The sequence below is a fragment of the Paenibacillus sp. S150 genome (genome assembly GCF_019352175.1).
Classification (GTDB): Bacteria; Bacillota; Bacilli; order Paenibacillales; family Paenibacillaceae; genus Paenibacillus_AQ.
In genome coordinates this window covers 481,402-496,723 of record NZ_JACBYI010000001.1, presented here as the reverse complement: position 1 = coordinate 496,723, position 15,322 = coordinate 481,402, and the positions used below count along the sequence as shown (strand labels likewise).

Annotated in this window: 10 protein-coding genes; all 10 read left to right on the top strand. The window is 56.8% G+C overall.

Features of this window, described 5'->3' with window-relative positions; all coding sequences use genetic code 11:
- Nucleotides 1–266: 266 nt before the first annotated feature.
- Nucleotides 267–2,036: a cache domain-containing sensor histidine kinase gene (locus HYD27_RS02025; RefSeq protein WP_219210815.1), complete on the top strand. Its 1,770-nt coding sequence runs from the start codon at nucleotides 267–269 to the stop codon at nucleotides 2,034–2,036.
- Entirely contained in the window at nucleotides 2,033–3,529 is a 1,497-nt protein-coding gene (locus HYD27_RS02020; protein ID WP_219210813.1) for a response regulator, read from the top strand. Before HYD27_RS02025 ends, HYD27_RS02020 begins: the two co-directional genes overlap by 4 nt.
- A 96-nt stretch (nucleotides 3,530–3,625) precedes the next feature.
- Nucleotides 3,626–4,963 (top strand): extracellular solute-binding protein, encoded by a 1,338-nt coding sequence (locus HYD27_RS02015; RefSeq protein ID WP_219210810.1) that lies wholly within the window; start codon nucleotides 3,626–3,628, stop codon nucleotides 4,961–4,963.
- A gap of 41 nt (nucleotides 4,964–5,004) precedes the next feature.
- Nucleotides 5,005–5,880: a carbohydrate ABC transporter permease gene (locus HYD27_RS02010; RefSeq protein ID WP_219210808.1), complete on the top strand. Its 876-nt coding sequence runs from the start codon at nucleotides 5,005–5,007 to the stop codon at nucleotides 5,878–5,880.
- Nucleotides 5,881–5,895: 15 nt separating this feature from the next.
- Complete coding sequence (locus tag HYD27_RS02005; protein ID WP_219210806.1) at nucleotides 5,896–6,789, top strand: carbohydrate ABC transporter permease; 894 nt, start codon at nucleotides 5,896–5,898, stop codon at nucleotides 6,787–6,789.
- 132 nt (nucleotides 6,790–6,921) lie between these two features.
- The gene (locus HYD27_RS02000; RefSeq protein ID WP_219210805.1) at nucleotides 6,922–10,092 is read left to right on the top strand and encodes a beta-galactosidase; all 3,171 of its coding nucleotides are present in this window, start codon (nucleotides 6,922–6,924) and stop codon (nucleotides 10,090–10,092) included.
- A 13-nt stretch (nucleotides 10,093–10,105) separates the two neighbouring features.
- On the top strand, nucleotides 10,106–11,197 hold the full coding sequence (locus tag HYD27_RS01995) for an alanine racemase (protein ID WP_228744875.1): 1,092 nt from the start codon (nucleotides 10,106–10,108) through the stop codon (nucleotides 11,195–11,197).
- Between the two features lie 25 nt (nucleotides 11,198–11,222).
- Nucleotides 11,223–12,485, top strand: coding sequence for a M20 family metallopeptidase (locus tag HYD27_RS01990; protein ID WP_219210801.1), 1,263 nt, complete (start codon nucleotides 11,223–11,225; stop codon nucleotides 12,483–12,485).
- Between the two features lie 18 nt (nucleotides 12,486–12,503).
- Complete coding sequence (locus HYD27_RS01985) at nucleotides 12,504–12,965, top strand: RidA family protein (protein ID WP_219210799.1); 462 nt, start codon at nucleotides 12,504–12,506, stop codon at nucleotides 12,963–12,965.
- A gap of 1,479 nt (nucleotides 12,966–14,444) precedes the next feature.
- Nucleotides 14,445–15,278, top strand: coding sequence for a 23S ribosomal RNA methyltransferase Erm (erm, locus tag HYD27_RS01980; protein WP_219210797.1), 834 nt, complete (start codon nucleotides 14,445–14,447; stop codon nucleotides 15,276–15,278).
- The last annotated feature ends 44 nt before the right edge of the window (nucleotides 15,279–15,322 follow it).

Sequence of the window (15,322 nt, the reverse complement as noted above, 5' to 3'; positions counted from 1 at the left end):
TTATTCGCTGCCGTGAACGCTTATCTATAGCAGCAGCTACGTGTTTTCACCGCAAGCTGTATGAAAAAAAGGCCTCTCCGGCGCCAGGAGGGGCTATTTTTGCATGGAAATATACGCTAATGTCATCTTAAGTAACATAAAGGATAATAAAAATAAGCAAAAGATGCTATTATGTAAAATAAACAATGTCGAACTATGTAGTATAGTTAGAAATTATGACGCTTTATGTCGTGTCTATTGGAGTGACAATAGAGAGGAGCCACGGAATGATCCATTTTTTAAGCCATTCCCTAAAGGGCAAGCTGTCGCTGATGATTATCCTGTCCACATTGCTGCCGCTGCTCTCCTTTGGTTTATTTTCCTATATGACCGCATCAAGCATTTCCGAAGAAAAGGCCAAGCTGACCGGAATGAACACGCTGAGACAGGTGGAAACACAGCTGGAGCTGATGACGCGTGATATTGAGAATATGTCTGTTTTTCTGATCGGGGACAATGAAATTCAGCGCTATCTGACCACTTCCCAGCAAAACTCCGGCCAGCAGACCTCGATCATCGGCTTCCTGACCAATCTGGCCTATTCCAAAGAGTATATCGCCAATATTATGATTGAACCGATGGGCGGCAAGCCCGAAATTTCGCAAACGACGATCCTGCAGAGTGAACGCCCTGATATTGCCGATACCGATCCGGCTTATTTTGTGGAACATGCCAAGTGGTGGTCCCCGCTGTATGAAGAGAAGACACCTATGGGCGTCCGGCGTGTGATCTCGCTGATCCGCCCGATCCGCAGCACGAACACGTATCAGACCATCGGCAAGCTCACAATTAGCCTGGATGAGCAGTTTATCTCAAGGCTGCTGCGGGATTCCGTGCTGGAAGGAAGCGGGGAGGCGCTGCTGCTGGACGAGACGGACGGGATTATTTCGAGCACCGATGCCGGCAAGCTGTACCGCCCGGTTTCCGAAGTGTATCCGGACATGCCCCGGCTGCCGGAGAAGGAGGAGGCTTTTACTCTCGGACAGGGCGGAGAGCGCAGCACCATCCTGTATTATTCGATGCCATCGGTGGGATGGAAGCTGATGGGGGTGATCCCGTTCAAGGAGTACAGCGCGCAGAACCGCTATGTGCTGGCCTTGACCGCTGCTGCAGTCGGGATTGCCGTGCTGCTGTCCGTGGCTCTGGTGCTGTTCTTCATTCAAAAGGTAACCCGGCCGATCTCTTCGCTGGTCTACTACCTTAATGAGTCCAGTCCGGAGGAGCCGATTCCCATGGTGCCGGTGGCCTCGATTGATGAGGTGGGGCAGCTGGTCCTGAGCTACAATAAGCTGACCTACCGGATCAAGAAGCTGACGGATCAGGTGAAGCTGAATGAGGCGCTAAAAAAAGAGGCGGATCTGCTGGCGCTTCAGGCCCAGATCAATCCCCATTTTCTCTATAACACCCTCTCCTCGATCCACTGGCTGGCACTGCTGGGCGGAGATGCGCGCATTGCGTCCATGGTCGGCTCGCTGAGCGATTTCCTCAGGTTCAGCTTGAACGGAGGCGCTGAATACTGCAATGTCCGCCAGGAGATTGAGCATGTGCAGAATTATGTAAATATTCAATTGATCCGTTATCCGGACCGCTTTGATTTTCAAATCCGGGTCGATCCGGGACTGATGGACAGGACCATGCTGAAGCTGCTGCTGCAGCCGCTGATTGAGAACGCCATGCTGCACGGCATTATGAAAAAAGAGGGCCGGGGCGCCATTACCGTCGATGCCAATGAGCATGAGCAGGGAATCCGGTTTGTCATTTCGGACAATGGCGCGGGCATGACGCAAGACAAGCTCCAGGAGCTGCGCCGCCTGCTGGCCGAGACGGATTTCAGCAGGCAGGTAGTGCTCAAGCAGGGCAGCTACGGCCTGAGGAATGTCCATGAGCGGCTGCGGCTGCATTACGGGAATTCTGCCGGTCTGATGATAGACAGCAGGGAGGGACAGGGCACGGAGGTAAGCTTTATTATTCCGGAGGACCAGGAGGCGATGGCATGAAGGTGTTGATTATTGATGATGAGGTCATTATCCGCCAGGGCATCAGCCAGGTCATTGACTGGCAGGGGAGCGGCTTTGAGCTGCTGGCACCGGCAGAGTCCGCCGAGGAAGCCTGGGAGCGGATTCCCGGCGAGCGCCCGGATATCCTGTTCACGGATATCCGGATGAACGGCAGAAGCGGACTGGAGCTGGCCAAGGAGGTTAAGGCCGTTTACCCTGAGACGGAAATTGTCATTTTGTCAGGTTATGATGAATTTCAATATGCCCAGCAGGCCATGCGTGACGGAGTCAGCGATTACCTGCTGAAAACGAGCGGCCCGGGCGACATTATCCGGACGGCGGAACGGCTGCGCGACAAGATCCTGCTTAAGCAGGGCCAGCAGGGTACAGAGCGCCTGCTCGCGAGAGTATTGCGGGCGCCGCAGTCCGTAACTGTGGAGGAGTGGCAGCAGGCCTGCCTGCGTTTTCCCAATCTGAATATCAAAGCGGACAGAGGGGAACAACTGCAGGTATGGACAATTTCCCTGAACGAAGGGGAGGACAGCCTGCTCCGGCGGCTCCGGGAAGCGGCTTGTGAAGCTTTGCCTTGTGAAAGCATCGAAGAGAACGGCAGGCTGCTGCTGATCCTGAAAATAATGCCGGGGGCGCAGGACGCGGCCCGCCTGCTCGCAGCATTGGCCCGGAGAATGAAGATGTCCTGCTTCCTGGCCTCCGGAGGCCTGGCGGGAGATATGCGTTCCCTTGCCGCTTCCTATGAGCAGGCGCTCATGGCCGCCGGATATCGTCCGCTGCTGGGAACAGCCGACTATATTGCCTACGAACGGATTAAAGACAGACAGGGCATCCGTACTGTAGGCAGTCAGGAGGAGGAGTCCGAGCTGATTGAGATCCTGAAGGCCGGGTGCCGGGACAGGCTTGAGGACTGGTGCGCCCGGACGCTGGAACGGTTGCGCAGCCATCCCGAGGCCACACCGGAATCTGTCCGCACCTATCTCCGCTCGCTCTCCATAGCGGGTTACCGCTGGCTTGAACGGGTGGGCAATGTTCTTGGGAGGACCGGTGCGCCCCCGGTCTCCGAGCCTTCCGGCTTCGCTGAAGGCGGACCCGTCAGCGCGCCTCTGCTGCTGTCCGAGCTGCTGGGAATTATGAATGCCTACAAACAGCTGTCGCTGGATAAATCCGCGTATATTGATAAAGCCACCGCCTATATCCGCGAACATCTGGACCGCAATCTCTCCTTGAACCTGGTCTCCAGGCAGGTCCATATCAATGCCAATTACTTAAGCGAAATGTTCAGGCGGGAGACCGGGATGACCTACATCGAATTCGTATCCCGGGAAAAGGTGGAGCGGGCGGCGGCGATCCTGAAGGAAACACCGCTAAAAATTTCCGAGGTGGCTAACCAGGTCGGCTATCAGGACATCAAATATTTCACCCGGCTGTTCAAGAAGCATACCGGCATGACGCCTTCAGAATACCGGCGCAACAACTGAAGTTTCACCCCCCTGTGTCTGAATTTACTCCCCTACTGCAAACTGTGGGCCTCCTCTACAATTGAACCTATCAACAGTTTAAAGGGGGATTAACGAATGAAGAAATTAATGTCACTCTCTATTATGCTTCTGGTGTTTTCCATGATTACCGCTTGTTCAGGCAATACAGACAATGCAAGCAATGCGGGCAGCGGCGGGGAGACGGACAACGGGGCGGCCGCGACTAACAGTGCGGAGCCGGTCAAGCTCTCCATCTGGCATAATTTCTCCGGCGACGACCAGCGGGCCCAAACGATGCGCGGCCTGATAGAAGCCTATGCCACAGCCCATCCCGAGGTTGAGCTGGATGTTCAGGCTATTCCTCCCGACGGCTACAAGCAGAGACTCAAGACCGTAGCAGCGGCGAACGAGCTGCCCGATGTGTTCCTGACCAATCCCGGCAGCATGATTGCCGAGTTCTACAACGGCGGGCTGATTCAGCCGATCGACGATCTGCTGGACCGCGAGCCCGAATGGGTGGACGGCTTCCTGCCCGGCGCCTTCGAAAGCCACACCTTTGACGGTGCCGTCTACGCCGCGCCGATCAATCACTCCCCTTCCTCCATCTTGTACTACAACTCCGATCTTTTTGAGAAATACAGCGTTAAGGTTCCCGCTACCTGGGATGAACTGATGACCGCCATTGATACCTTTAACAGCAACGGAATTACACCTTTTGCCCTCGGCAACAAAGCTTCGTGGGTGGCTGACTCCACATTGCTCTCCACACTTGGGAACCGTGTAACAGGCACCGACTGGTTCCTGAACGCGGTCAAGGGGGAAGGGGCATCCTTCAACGATCCTGAATTTGTCAAGGCGCTGGATTACTTCAAGCAGCTTGTTGACGCGGATGCCTTCCAGGAAGGCGCGAACAGCATTGACAACACCCAGGCCGAACAATACTTCATTCAAGGAAAAGCGGCGATGACCATGGGCGGCAACTGGACCCTGACCAGTCTTGCCACTACTGCCAGCCCTGAAACGCTGGAGCAGGTGGGCGTAACAGTCTTCCCTTCGGTCCCTGACGGAAAAGGCGAGGCCAACTCCCTGTCAGCCTCCACAGGCACCGGCTTTGCCCTGAACGCCAAGGCGGAAGGCGCACAGCGGGATGCCGCGTTTGACCTGATCTATGCAATCAGCGGTCCAGATGCCCAGAAAGCGATCGCCGAAAGCAATACGCTGGTTATTTACAAAGCGGATGTGGACGAATCCAAAGTGACTCCCCTGTTCAAGAAAGCCTATGATCTGATCTCAAGCGTAAGCTTGACTCCCGTCTATGACGCTTATCTGTCCTCGGCGACTACGGAAGCTGTGAACAACGGTCTTCAGGAGCTGATGCTCGGCGGAGATCCGGCAGAGGTTGCGGCCAAAATCGAGGCTGCAACCGGCCGCTGACCAAGCGGCCCGGCCACAAGCCTGACGGAGAGGAGACCGCAATGATATCGACTATGCATTCCAAGCGCTTTGTCACACTGGCGCTGCTTCCGGCTCTGGCGCTGTATGCCTTCTTTGTGATCATTCCGATATTCTGGTCCGCGTACTACGGGCTGTTCGAGTGGTCGGGAGTAGGGGCGTCCACGTTTATCGGTTTTGAGAATTTCTCGGAGGCGCTGCATGATCCCGTCTTCTGGAAGGCGCTGAAGAACAATCTGATTATTGTCGCGGCATCCATTCTCGGACAGGTTCCCATCGCGCTTGTGCTTGCGGTGCTGCTGCGCAGGAACACGATGCTGCACCGCTTCATCCGCAGCGCGGTATTTATGCCGATGGTGCTGTCCACGGTCGTTGTGGGTTTGATCTGGGGGTATATCTACCACCCCCAGTTCGGCCTGGTGAATTATCTCCTGCAGCTTGTGGGGCTTGATTCCTGGACAAGAGGCTGGCTGTCCGATCCCGAGGTGAACATGTACGCGGTGTCGGTGCCTATTATCTGGAACTTTATCGGCCCGTATCTGATTATGTTCATCGCAGCCATTCAGAATATTCCCTCAGAGATCGACGACTCCTGCCAGATTGACGGGACCACCCCGCGGCAGAAGCTCTGGCTTGTGACGCTCCCTATGATCAGGGACACGATCAATGTGGTCATCGTCATGTGCATTGCGGGCAGCCTCAAGGCCTTTGACCAGGTATTCATCATGACTGGAGGCGGTCCTGCGCAATCAACGGAGCTGCTGGCTACTTACATGTATAACAATACCTTCAACATCTACCGTTACGGCTACGGCTCGGCGGTATCAACATTGATCGTGATCATCAGCATGGCGATGATTCTGGTCAGCCAGCTGGTTTTCAAGAAAAAAGACAGCTAGGAAGGAGGCAAGAACATGCCTCAAAAGGCAGTATCCGGCCCGGAGCCGGCTCTGTCCGCGGCCGCGCCCCGCGAAGGGAAGCTCCTGCGGAGCCGCACCGGCAAAGGACTGGTAAATCTCCTGATGCTTCTGTACGCGCTCGGAACCCTGTATCCGTTGTACTGGCTGATGATCAGCGCCTTTAAGACGAACCAGGACTTTTTTGAACATCCGTTTTCGCTTCCCGAGACATGGGTTCTGAGCAATATTACAAGAGCCTGGGAGCTGTCGGGCATGGGCCGCGCCGCGCTGAATTCGTCCATTGTGACGTTTGCGGCGATTGCCCTGACCCTTGTCCTGGGCGCACTTACGGCTTATGTGCTGTCACGGTTCAGCTTCAGGTGGCGGGGGGCCGTCAGCGCACTGTTTGTCATCGGGATGCTGATTCCCATTCACAGCACGCTTGTCCCGCTGTTCATTATGCTGAACAAGGTGAATTTGCTTAATACGCACTGGGCGCTGATCCTGCCCTACACGGCATTTGAGCTGCCTGTCGCCATCTTTGTAACTGCCGCCTATATGACTTCTATCCCGAAAGAGATTGAAGAGGCGGCGGTCATTGACGGAAGCGGCTACTGGGGGATTTTTGCCCGGATGATTCTGCCGCTCACGACGCCCGCGCTGTCCACTGTGGCAATTCTGGCCTTTCTGCGCTATTGGAATGACTTTGCCTTTGCCCTGGTGTTCATCAACAAGCAATCGCTTAAGACGATTCCGCTCAGCCTGTCCATTTTCTCGGACGGCTTCGGCACAGATTACGGGCTTACGATGGCTGCGATGGCGATTTCCGTATTGCCGACCATTGTCATGTTCCTGATTTTCCAAGAGCAAATTATGAAGGGAATGGTAGCGGGCGCCGTCAAAGGCTGACCCGCTTTCTTTCCCGGCAAGTGGAAACGGCTGCGCCGTCCTTTTAAAGGACGGTACCGTTCCAGCGAGAAAGATAAGGAACATTTATTACGTGAAGCATATAAATTCTTTCAAAAAAATCGGAGGAGCCATATGTCTACTATTCTTTTCTATGATCCCCGTTTCCCCTATGCGGGGAAGCGGCCGGATAACGATACGCTCATGCAGCTGTCCGGCAGGATGGCGGTAACGGCTGCGGACACTCTTGCAGAAGCCCTGGATAACGGGCAGGCGGACTGTCTGGTCATGGTGCACGGCTCTTATTTTCCCCGGCAAGCCTGGGGCGCACTGCTGGCTTTCCTGCGGCAGGGGGGCGGACTGGTCCACGCCGGAGGGGCACCCTTCAAAATCCCGGTTGCGGAGCAGGAGGGGGAATGGATACCGGGACATGAGATGACCGCCTATCACCAGCAGCTGCATATTCACGAGGCGCTGGAGGTTGATCCCGCGCCAATTCAGCGGCTGGAGGCCAGCACAGAGCTTCCGCTGTTTGCGGGAAAAGAGGCGCTGCTGGAGGTGAAGCCCACCTGCGGGCTGGTGCTGCATGTCTCCAAGTCGCGGGATATCCCGCAGGAGAGCGGCTCGAACGGCCCGATGGATGCGGCGATCTACCCGCTGCTGAAGGGGATTTCCGCCGAAGGAAGAGAAGTGGCTGCGCCCGCAGTACTGCTGGAGCACCGCAGCGGCGACTATGCCGGAGGCAGATGGCTGCTGATTAACCAGCAGCTTGGGGCAGCCTTCTGGACGCTTGAAGGAATCGCGGCTCTTGAGGAATGGGCCGGCTTCTGCGGGCGGGGCGCAACCGAAATGGCGCTGAAGACGGGCTATGCCGCCTACAAGCCGGGTGAAACCGCCGAGCTGCGCGTGGAGCTCCAGGATATACGGCGCAGCGGGTATCCGCAGACCGGCGGAAGCGGGGAGTGGAGCTTCCGGATCACGCTTGCGTCCGAGGGTTACGGCGGGGCGCTGTGGAATGCGGAGCTGCAGCTCCGGGCAGGCCCGGATAAGGCTTTTGCCTCCCTGCAGATTCCCGTTGCGGTTAAGCCGGGCCTGTACCGGCTGACTGCGGAGGCGGTGTCTGCAGCCGGGGAGCGGCGGAGGCTGCACCAGGGCTACTGGGGGCAGGACGAGGAATTGCTGCGGGCCGGAACGCCGCTGACCCGTGGCCGCGATTATTTCCGCAAGGACGGGCGGCCTTTTCCTGTCGTCGGCATGACCTATATGACCTCGGATGTGTCGCGCAAATTTTTGTTCATGCCGAATCCCGCACTCTGGGATAAGGATATGAAGACAATGAAGGCTGCGGGCATTAACTGGCTGCGGACGGGCCTGTGGACCGCCTGGCGGAATATCGGCTTCGCGGACGGGCATGCCTCCGAGGAGGTGCTGCGGGCCGTGGATGCTTTTATTATGACGGCCAAGCGGCATGGGCTGGAGGTAACCTTCACCTTCTTTGCGTTTACCCCGGAAGCCTGGGAGGGGGTGAATCCCTACCTTGACCCGCGCAGCATCGAGGCGCAAAAAAGATTCATTCTGGCCGTCGCCGCAAGGCACCGCCGGACCTCGAATGTGAACTGGGATTTCATCAACGAGCCTTCGCTGTTTGATCCGGGGCGGATTTTCACCGGCCCCCGCACCCTGAACGACCGGTTCGAGCGCAAGGCCTACAGTGAATGGCTTGCCGCCCGGCACGGGAGCGTTCATGAGCTGCAGGACAGGTGGAATATGACGCCTGAGCAGCTGCCGGATTATGCCGCCGCGCTGCCGCCCGAGCGGGAGGAGATCAGCTTCGATATCGAGAACATGCGGCTGCCCGGCAAGCATAACCGCTGGCTGGACTATACGCTTTTTACGATGGAGATGTTCAACCGCTGGGTCAGAGAGCTGGCTGCTTCGCTCAAAACGGCGGTCCCGGATCATTTGATTACGGTCGGCCAGGATGAGGGGCTGGGGCGGGGACCGCGGCCTTCGCCTTTCTTTTATGCGGGAGAGGTGGACTATACCACTGTGCATACCTGGTGGCTGAACGATGCGCTGGTGTGGGACAGCGTCTTTGCCAAAGCGGTGGACAAGCCCTGCCTCGTGCAGGAGACAGGCATCATGTATGTGGAGCATCCCGACAACCGGGCCAAACGGAGCGAAGGCGAGCTGCGGAATATTCTGGAGCGCAAGTATGCCTATGCCTTCGCGGCGGGCGGAGCGGGTGCAATCCAGTGGCTCTGGAACACCAACTATTATATGAACAACGTAAATGAGTCCAATATCGGTGCGCTGCGGGCGGACGGAACGGAGAAGCCGGAGGCCGATGTGTCCTATCATTTCGGCGGCTTTATGCAAAGAATCGCTGAGCTATTTGAAGAAAGGGTGCTGGAGGAAACCGTGGTTGTCTTTCCGTACAGCAACGACTTCTCCAGCCGCCCTCTGGCGCTTGAGGCGACAACCAGAGCTGCAAGGGTACTGGGCTATGAGCTGAAAATCCCCTACCGGGGTCTTGGCGAATACCAGCTGGAGTCCCTGGAGGAATATCCCCCGCGTCTGATCATCGTGCCGAGTCCGCATAACTTCAGCGATGAAGCGCTGGATACGCTTGCCGGGCATGTGCGCTGCCATGGCGGCACGCTGCTGATCAGCGGTCCGCTCGGTCTGGATGCCTACTGGAAGCCGACAGCCAGGCTGTCGGAGCTGACCGGCGGGCGGAGGCTCGGCAATGTGCTGCGGGAGGAGGCGCTGGATATCGGCGGCACCATCCATCCGGTGTCCTACGGCGGCAAGCGGATCGGCGAAGTCAGCAAGGAGACGGGGGAAGGAACCGTGCCGGAGCCGGCTGTTCTTCAACGTTTTCCAATTGGAAAAGGCGAGCTGATGTGGTGTCCGCTTCCGCTTGAGCTGAATGAGCGCAGTGAGGCTGTGCGGGCCTTGTATGAGGAAGCAGCTGCTGTGTCCGGGCTGAGCCTGCCGATGAAATGGATCTCCGGCGGCGATCTGCCGGGAGTCTACGGAACCAGGCTGAGCTTCAGGGACGGAGCCTTGTTCATCTTTGTTTCCGAGTATGCCTGCGACGCCGGAATTGAGGTGGAGGATTCCGGGAGCGGCAGACGCTACCGCTTCCTGCTGGAGAAAGAGCGCTCCGTATTGTTTGCAGTGGACGGCGAGGGCAAGGTGCGGGAATCGTACCGGGGACTGGTGATTGAAGAGCGGGCTGCGGCTGCAAGCCCGGAAAGCAGCAAGACGGCGGAGCCTAAGGCTGAACCGCACAATATTTAAGGAGGGCATGCCGATGTATGAACAGTTATTGACGCCGCAGGCGGTTATAGATCTTGATATTGTCGACCGGAATATCAGCCGGATGGCCTCCCTGCTGAAGGAACGGGGGATACAGCACCGGCCCCACATCAAGACGACCAAATCGGTACGGCTGGCCCTCCGGCAGCTGGAAGCCGGAGCAGCGGGCATTACTGTTGCCAAATTATCCGAGGCTGAGGTGTTCATCAATGCCGGAATTACGAATATTCTGGTCGCCAGTGCGGTGATCGGCGAGGCAAATCTGCAGCGGTATGCCAAGCTGCATCTGCTTGCCGATCTGCTGACGACGGTGGACAGTGCGGCCGGGGCGGAGGGACTGGCCCGGATAGGGGTGAAGACCGGCAAGCCTGTGCGGGTGCTGGTGGAGATTGACGGCGGCCTGCACCGCGGAGGCCGCCAGCCGGGAGCGGACGCGGCCGGGTTTGCCCGCAGCGTCCATGCCCTGCCCGGTCTTGAGGTGGCGGGAGTGATGAACTACGCGGGTACGATATACAGGAACAGCACAGCCGAGGGCTTTATAGAAGCGGTCAAGCTTGAATCGGAGCTGCTGGCGGAGACCGTGGAGCAGATCAGACAATCCGGTGTTCCGGTTGAAATCGTCAGCAGCGGTTCGACGCCTTCCGCGCTCTACAGTGAGTATCTCCAGGGCGTAACGGAGGTGCGCGCAGGCAATTATATCTTTTTTGACGCCAGCGGCGTGGCCATGGGGCTGGCCCGGGAGGAGGATTGCGCGCTGCGCGTGATTGCCACAGTAATCAGCGTCCCGCTGCCCGGGCGGGCGACCATCGATGCCGGGACCAAGACCCTGACCAGCGACAAAGCGCATAACCGGGGCGGCCACGGCATTGTCACCGGACGTCCGGGCATTGAAATTTCCATGCTGAACGAGGAGCACGGGTTCCTGACCTTTGATCCGGCAGCGGAGTCGGTAGCTGTCGGAGACCGGCTTGAAATCATTCCGAACCATTCCTGTGTCATTCCCAATCTGTACGATGAGCTGCCCGGTGTCCGGCAGGGACAGGTTGCCGAACGGATTATCATAGAGGCGCGGGGATGCAATTATTGAGGCTTGGACCAAGGAGGAAATGCCAATGAATGGAGAGCTGGGGAATGAACAGGCAGGGACTGGACGGCTGGGGACTGGGCAGCCGGGGACTGGGCAACTGCGGAATGAGCAGCCGGGGAATGGATTGCCTTCGCTTGACTTCGCCCGGCTGGTGGAGGTGCTGGGCGATCTGGTGCGGATTCCCAGTGTGAATCCGGGGTTCCCCTCCGGGCATGGGGAGCAGGGAGTGGCCGGGTATGTCAAAAGCTTTTTCAGCGCAATGAACGCCGGCTGGGTGAGCCAGCATGTGGAAGGCACCCGCGAGAATGTGATCGGCACCCTGCCGGGCAGGGACGGAGGGCGTTATCTGCTGCTTGAAGCGCATATGGATACGGTGCAGGTGGACGGCATGACCATTCCGCCTTTTGAAGGAACGGTCAGGGACGGCCGGATGTACGGGCGGGGCGCCTGCGACACCAAGGCCTCGCTTGCGGCGATGCTTGTCGCCGTGGAGACGCTGCACCGGCAGGGCGCGGTTCCTCCGCTCACCGTCCGCCTTGCGGCGGTAGTCGATGAAGAGATTGGCTACCGCGGCGTGTCCGCGCTCGCGGAGAGGCTCGCGGGCGAAGCGCCAGTCTGCGAAGGGGCCATCGTCGGGGAGCCGACCGGCCTGAACCTGATTACAGCCCATAAAGGCTGTGTGCGGTTCCACATTGATGTGCACGGAAAAGCGGCACACAGCTCCGAGCCGGGGCTTGGGGTCAATGCCATCGGGCAGGCGGTTCCGCTCCTGCTGGCCCTGCAGGCCATTGAAAGCAGTGACTATCCGCTGCTGGACCATCCGCTGACCGGCCCGCCGACGCACTGCATCAGCATGATCCGGGGCGGTGTGGCCCCCAATACGGTTCCCGAGCTGTGCCGGCTGACGCTGGACCGGCGGACGGTGCCGGGGGAAGAGCCCATGGAGGTCTATCATTCCCTGGCTTCACGGCTGGCGGAGGAGCTTGGAGGACAAACCAAGATAACCGTCAATAAGCCCTTCATCATCGATTATGCGCTGGATAATCCGCAGGAATCGCCGTTTATTGCGGAGCTGCTGGCGGCGGCTGCACGTTCCGTTCCGGCGGCGAGGGCGGAAGGCGCCCCGTACGGCAGCGATGCCAGCAAGCTGGCGCGGATCGGCATCCCTTCCGTGGTGTTCGGTCCGGGAAGCATTGCCCAGGCCCATACGCATGACGAATGGGTGGAGCTTGGCGAAGTGGCGCAGGCTGCACAGATTTTGATTGACTTTATAATGAATTATAAATAGGCATTGGAGGAATCATGTATGGCGATTGCCGAAGAGAAATTGCAGCAGCTGGGAATTGTACTGGAAAAGGTGCCGGTGCCCGTTGCAGAATATGTTCCGGCCAAGACGGTTGGGAGCCTTGTCTACACCTCGGGCTGCGACTGCCGGGTGGATGGAGTGCTCAAATATACGGGCAAGCTGGGAGCCGGGCTGAGCATTGAGCAAGGCTATGATGCCGCCCGCCAGGTGATGATCAATATCATTTCGGTGCTGAAGGAGCATCTGGGTGATCTGGACCGGATCAAGCAGGTGGTGAAAATGCTGGCCTTTGTAAATTCGGCGGACGGCTTTGTGGAGCAGCCCTATGTGATCAACGGCGCTTCCGAGCTGCTGGTGCAGGTGTTCGGCGAGAAGGGCAGGCACGCCCGGGCGGCGATCTCCGCCAATGAGCTGCCTTTTAACACACCGGTGGAGATAGAACTGATCGTGGAAATTGAATAAAACGAATCCGTCACGAGCCATTGATAATAATTCTCAATATCCTCTATAATGAACCCATACCTAAGGGGGCGGGCGGGATGAGAATGGGAGATCATGCCGAGGCTGCTACGGGGCAGGGACGTGAAGTGGAATGGAGTAAAGTGGAATTCGTAAGAATTAGCATACTTATACGGACGGATATTCGGACGGAAAAGTCTTAAAGGAATCGCGGGGAAAAGCTGGCTCCATCTAAATTCAACCAGTAATCTTATTCCAATCAGGAAACCGGGCTTTAGCAGGGGCCGGAAGAACCCTCTGAACCCGCAGAGGACTTCGTTCACATCGTCAACCGCTGATTTTGGTTTTGAGCCAAAAAGGTAATTTAATGTGTATAGGAATGGAACCGGCGAACCTGAACAAGCTGATGGAACGCAAGGAGATTCATAGGGAACGGAAGCGAAGTGTAAAAAGTAACACTAATGAGCTGGAATTCTGGCCCGAACGGGCTTTAGTGGGATTTTGTACACTTAATAGAGGCCCACTCCCTCCAAATGGCTGATTTCAGCCGGATTAGTTGTACTTTTTCCCACTAGGGATGATCCAGTCTACGAATGCGGTGGATTAGTTATCCTTTTTACCACTAAAATGGCTGCCCTTTTGATGAATGGTTCAAGTACATCTTAATGTAGGCGTATTCCCCGTAAGGGGCATCCGTGCTCATCCTGGGGCGTAAGCGGCTGGACGGCCCGGATCAGCACCGCCTGCGGATCACCTTCCGCCCCCCGTCACTACATTAATACAGTGGTACATGCCATTAAATAGATTTAAGCGAAACCTCCCGGACGGAACATCAATTCGGTTGTCGCTCATCTTTGTTCCTCCTTGCCTGTTATCCGGCGATGGCCGGGATACGCCTGATCTTAGTGAAGTAAGTATATCGGTAACCGGAGGCGAAAAGGAGAGGCTGGGCAGTATGCACATCGCAGTGACTTCAGGGAAAAGCTTGTTGTTTGCGGAATGCGTTTTGCGGCCTATCCGTTTTTATGTTATACTGCAGCCAACTATAGGAACGGAGGGTTGCTCTCATATGGGTGTTATAAATATGGCCAGATTTCGTTTTGTGCTTTGCGTCACTAATTAAATAGTGAACAAAGGCTCTGCCTGCTTGCGGAGCTAACGGAATCGGTCTGCCCATATGAGGAACAACCCGTTGTTTAAATAACATGCCGGGAGGAGGGGACGATGCGTCTCCTCTTTTTTGTGCATACCCGTTAACAGCAGTAACCGAACGGAAACGGCTTTCGTCAATACCCGGTTTTGGGCGCAAATCCATTCTTGGCGGCGGTGCTGCTGTTTCGCCAACCCTTCAGCGATTCGCTGGAAGGCTTGTTCGGGATGTTTTGACTGATTGGCCACCCCATACCGTTTTTTCGCCGCAGGCAGACGCCTGCGGTTTTTTTGCGTGCTTTTCAAAAAACAACGGTACGGGAGGATTTGAATATGCGCTATCAAAATAAACGTCATCGAAAAATCAGAAAATGCACCGTCGAACCGAATTTCTCCGGACAGCATTTTTTACACAACCGCCAAACGATCCGGGAGATTATCCGTATTTCATGCTTGCAGCCCGGCGATACGGTGCTGGAGATTGGCGCCGGCAAAGGGGCGCTTACGTTTTCACTTGCCGCTCAAGCCGGAAATGTGATAGCCGTAGAGCAGGATAAACAATTTATTGAGCCATTGCGGGAAAAGGCAAAGGACTATCCGGGGGTGAATATCGTCCGCGGCGATTTCCGCATGATGAAGCTGCCGGATCGCCCATTCTGTGTGGTAGCCAATATTCCATTTTCGATAACGACCCCGATTTTGGAAAAATTGCTGGGAGCGGAAGGGAGTAAGTTTCAGCGCGGGACGTTCCTTATGGAGAAAGGGGCCGCCATCCGTTTTACGGCTTCCGCGACCGCCGATCCCCGGCTGCTTGCCTGGAGAATGAACCATCGCCTGGATTTCAGAGGAACTGTGCCCCGGACGCATTTCGCTCCGCCGCCGCGCGTGGACGGGGCAATCGTAACCATTGTGCGCAGGGAAAAACTGTTGCTGCCTCATGAAAAATATTATCGGTTTTGCGCTTTTGCCGCATTTTTGCTGCGAAATTCGAGAAGTCCTCTGCGTGAACCGTTAGGCGGCATTTTTACGGCCACCCAAATGGCCAAGGTATTGCGGGAAGCGCAGGCAAGCCGCGGCCAATCCGCCGCTGAATTGTCCGTACAGCAGTGGGCTATACTGTTTCAAGCCATGCTGCGGCATGTGCAGCCGTACCGCTGGCCCAGGTAGCACCTTCGGATTCAACTCATTTGAAATACGGACAATACGGCCTT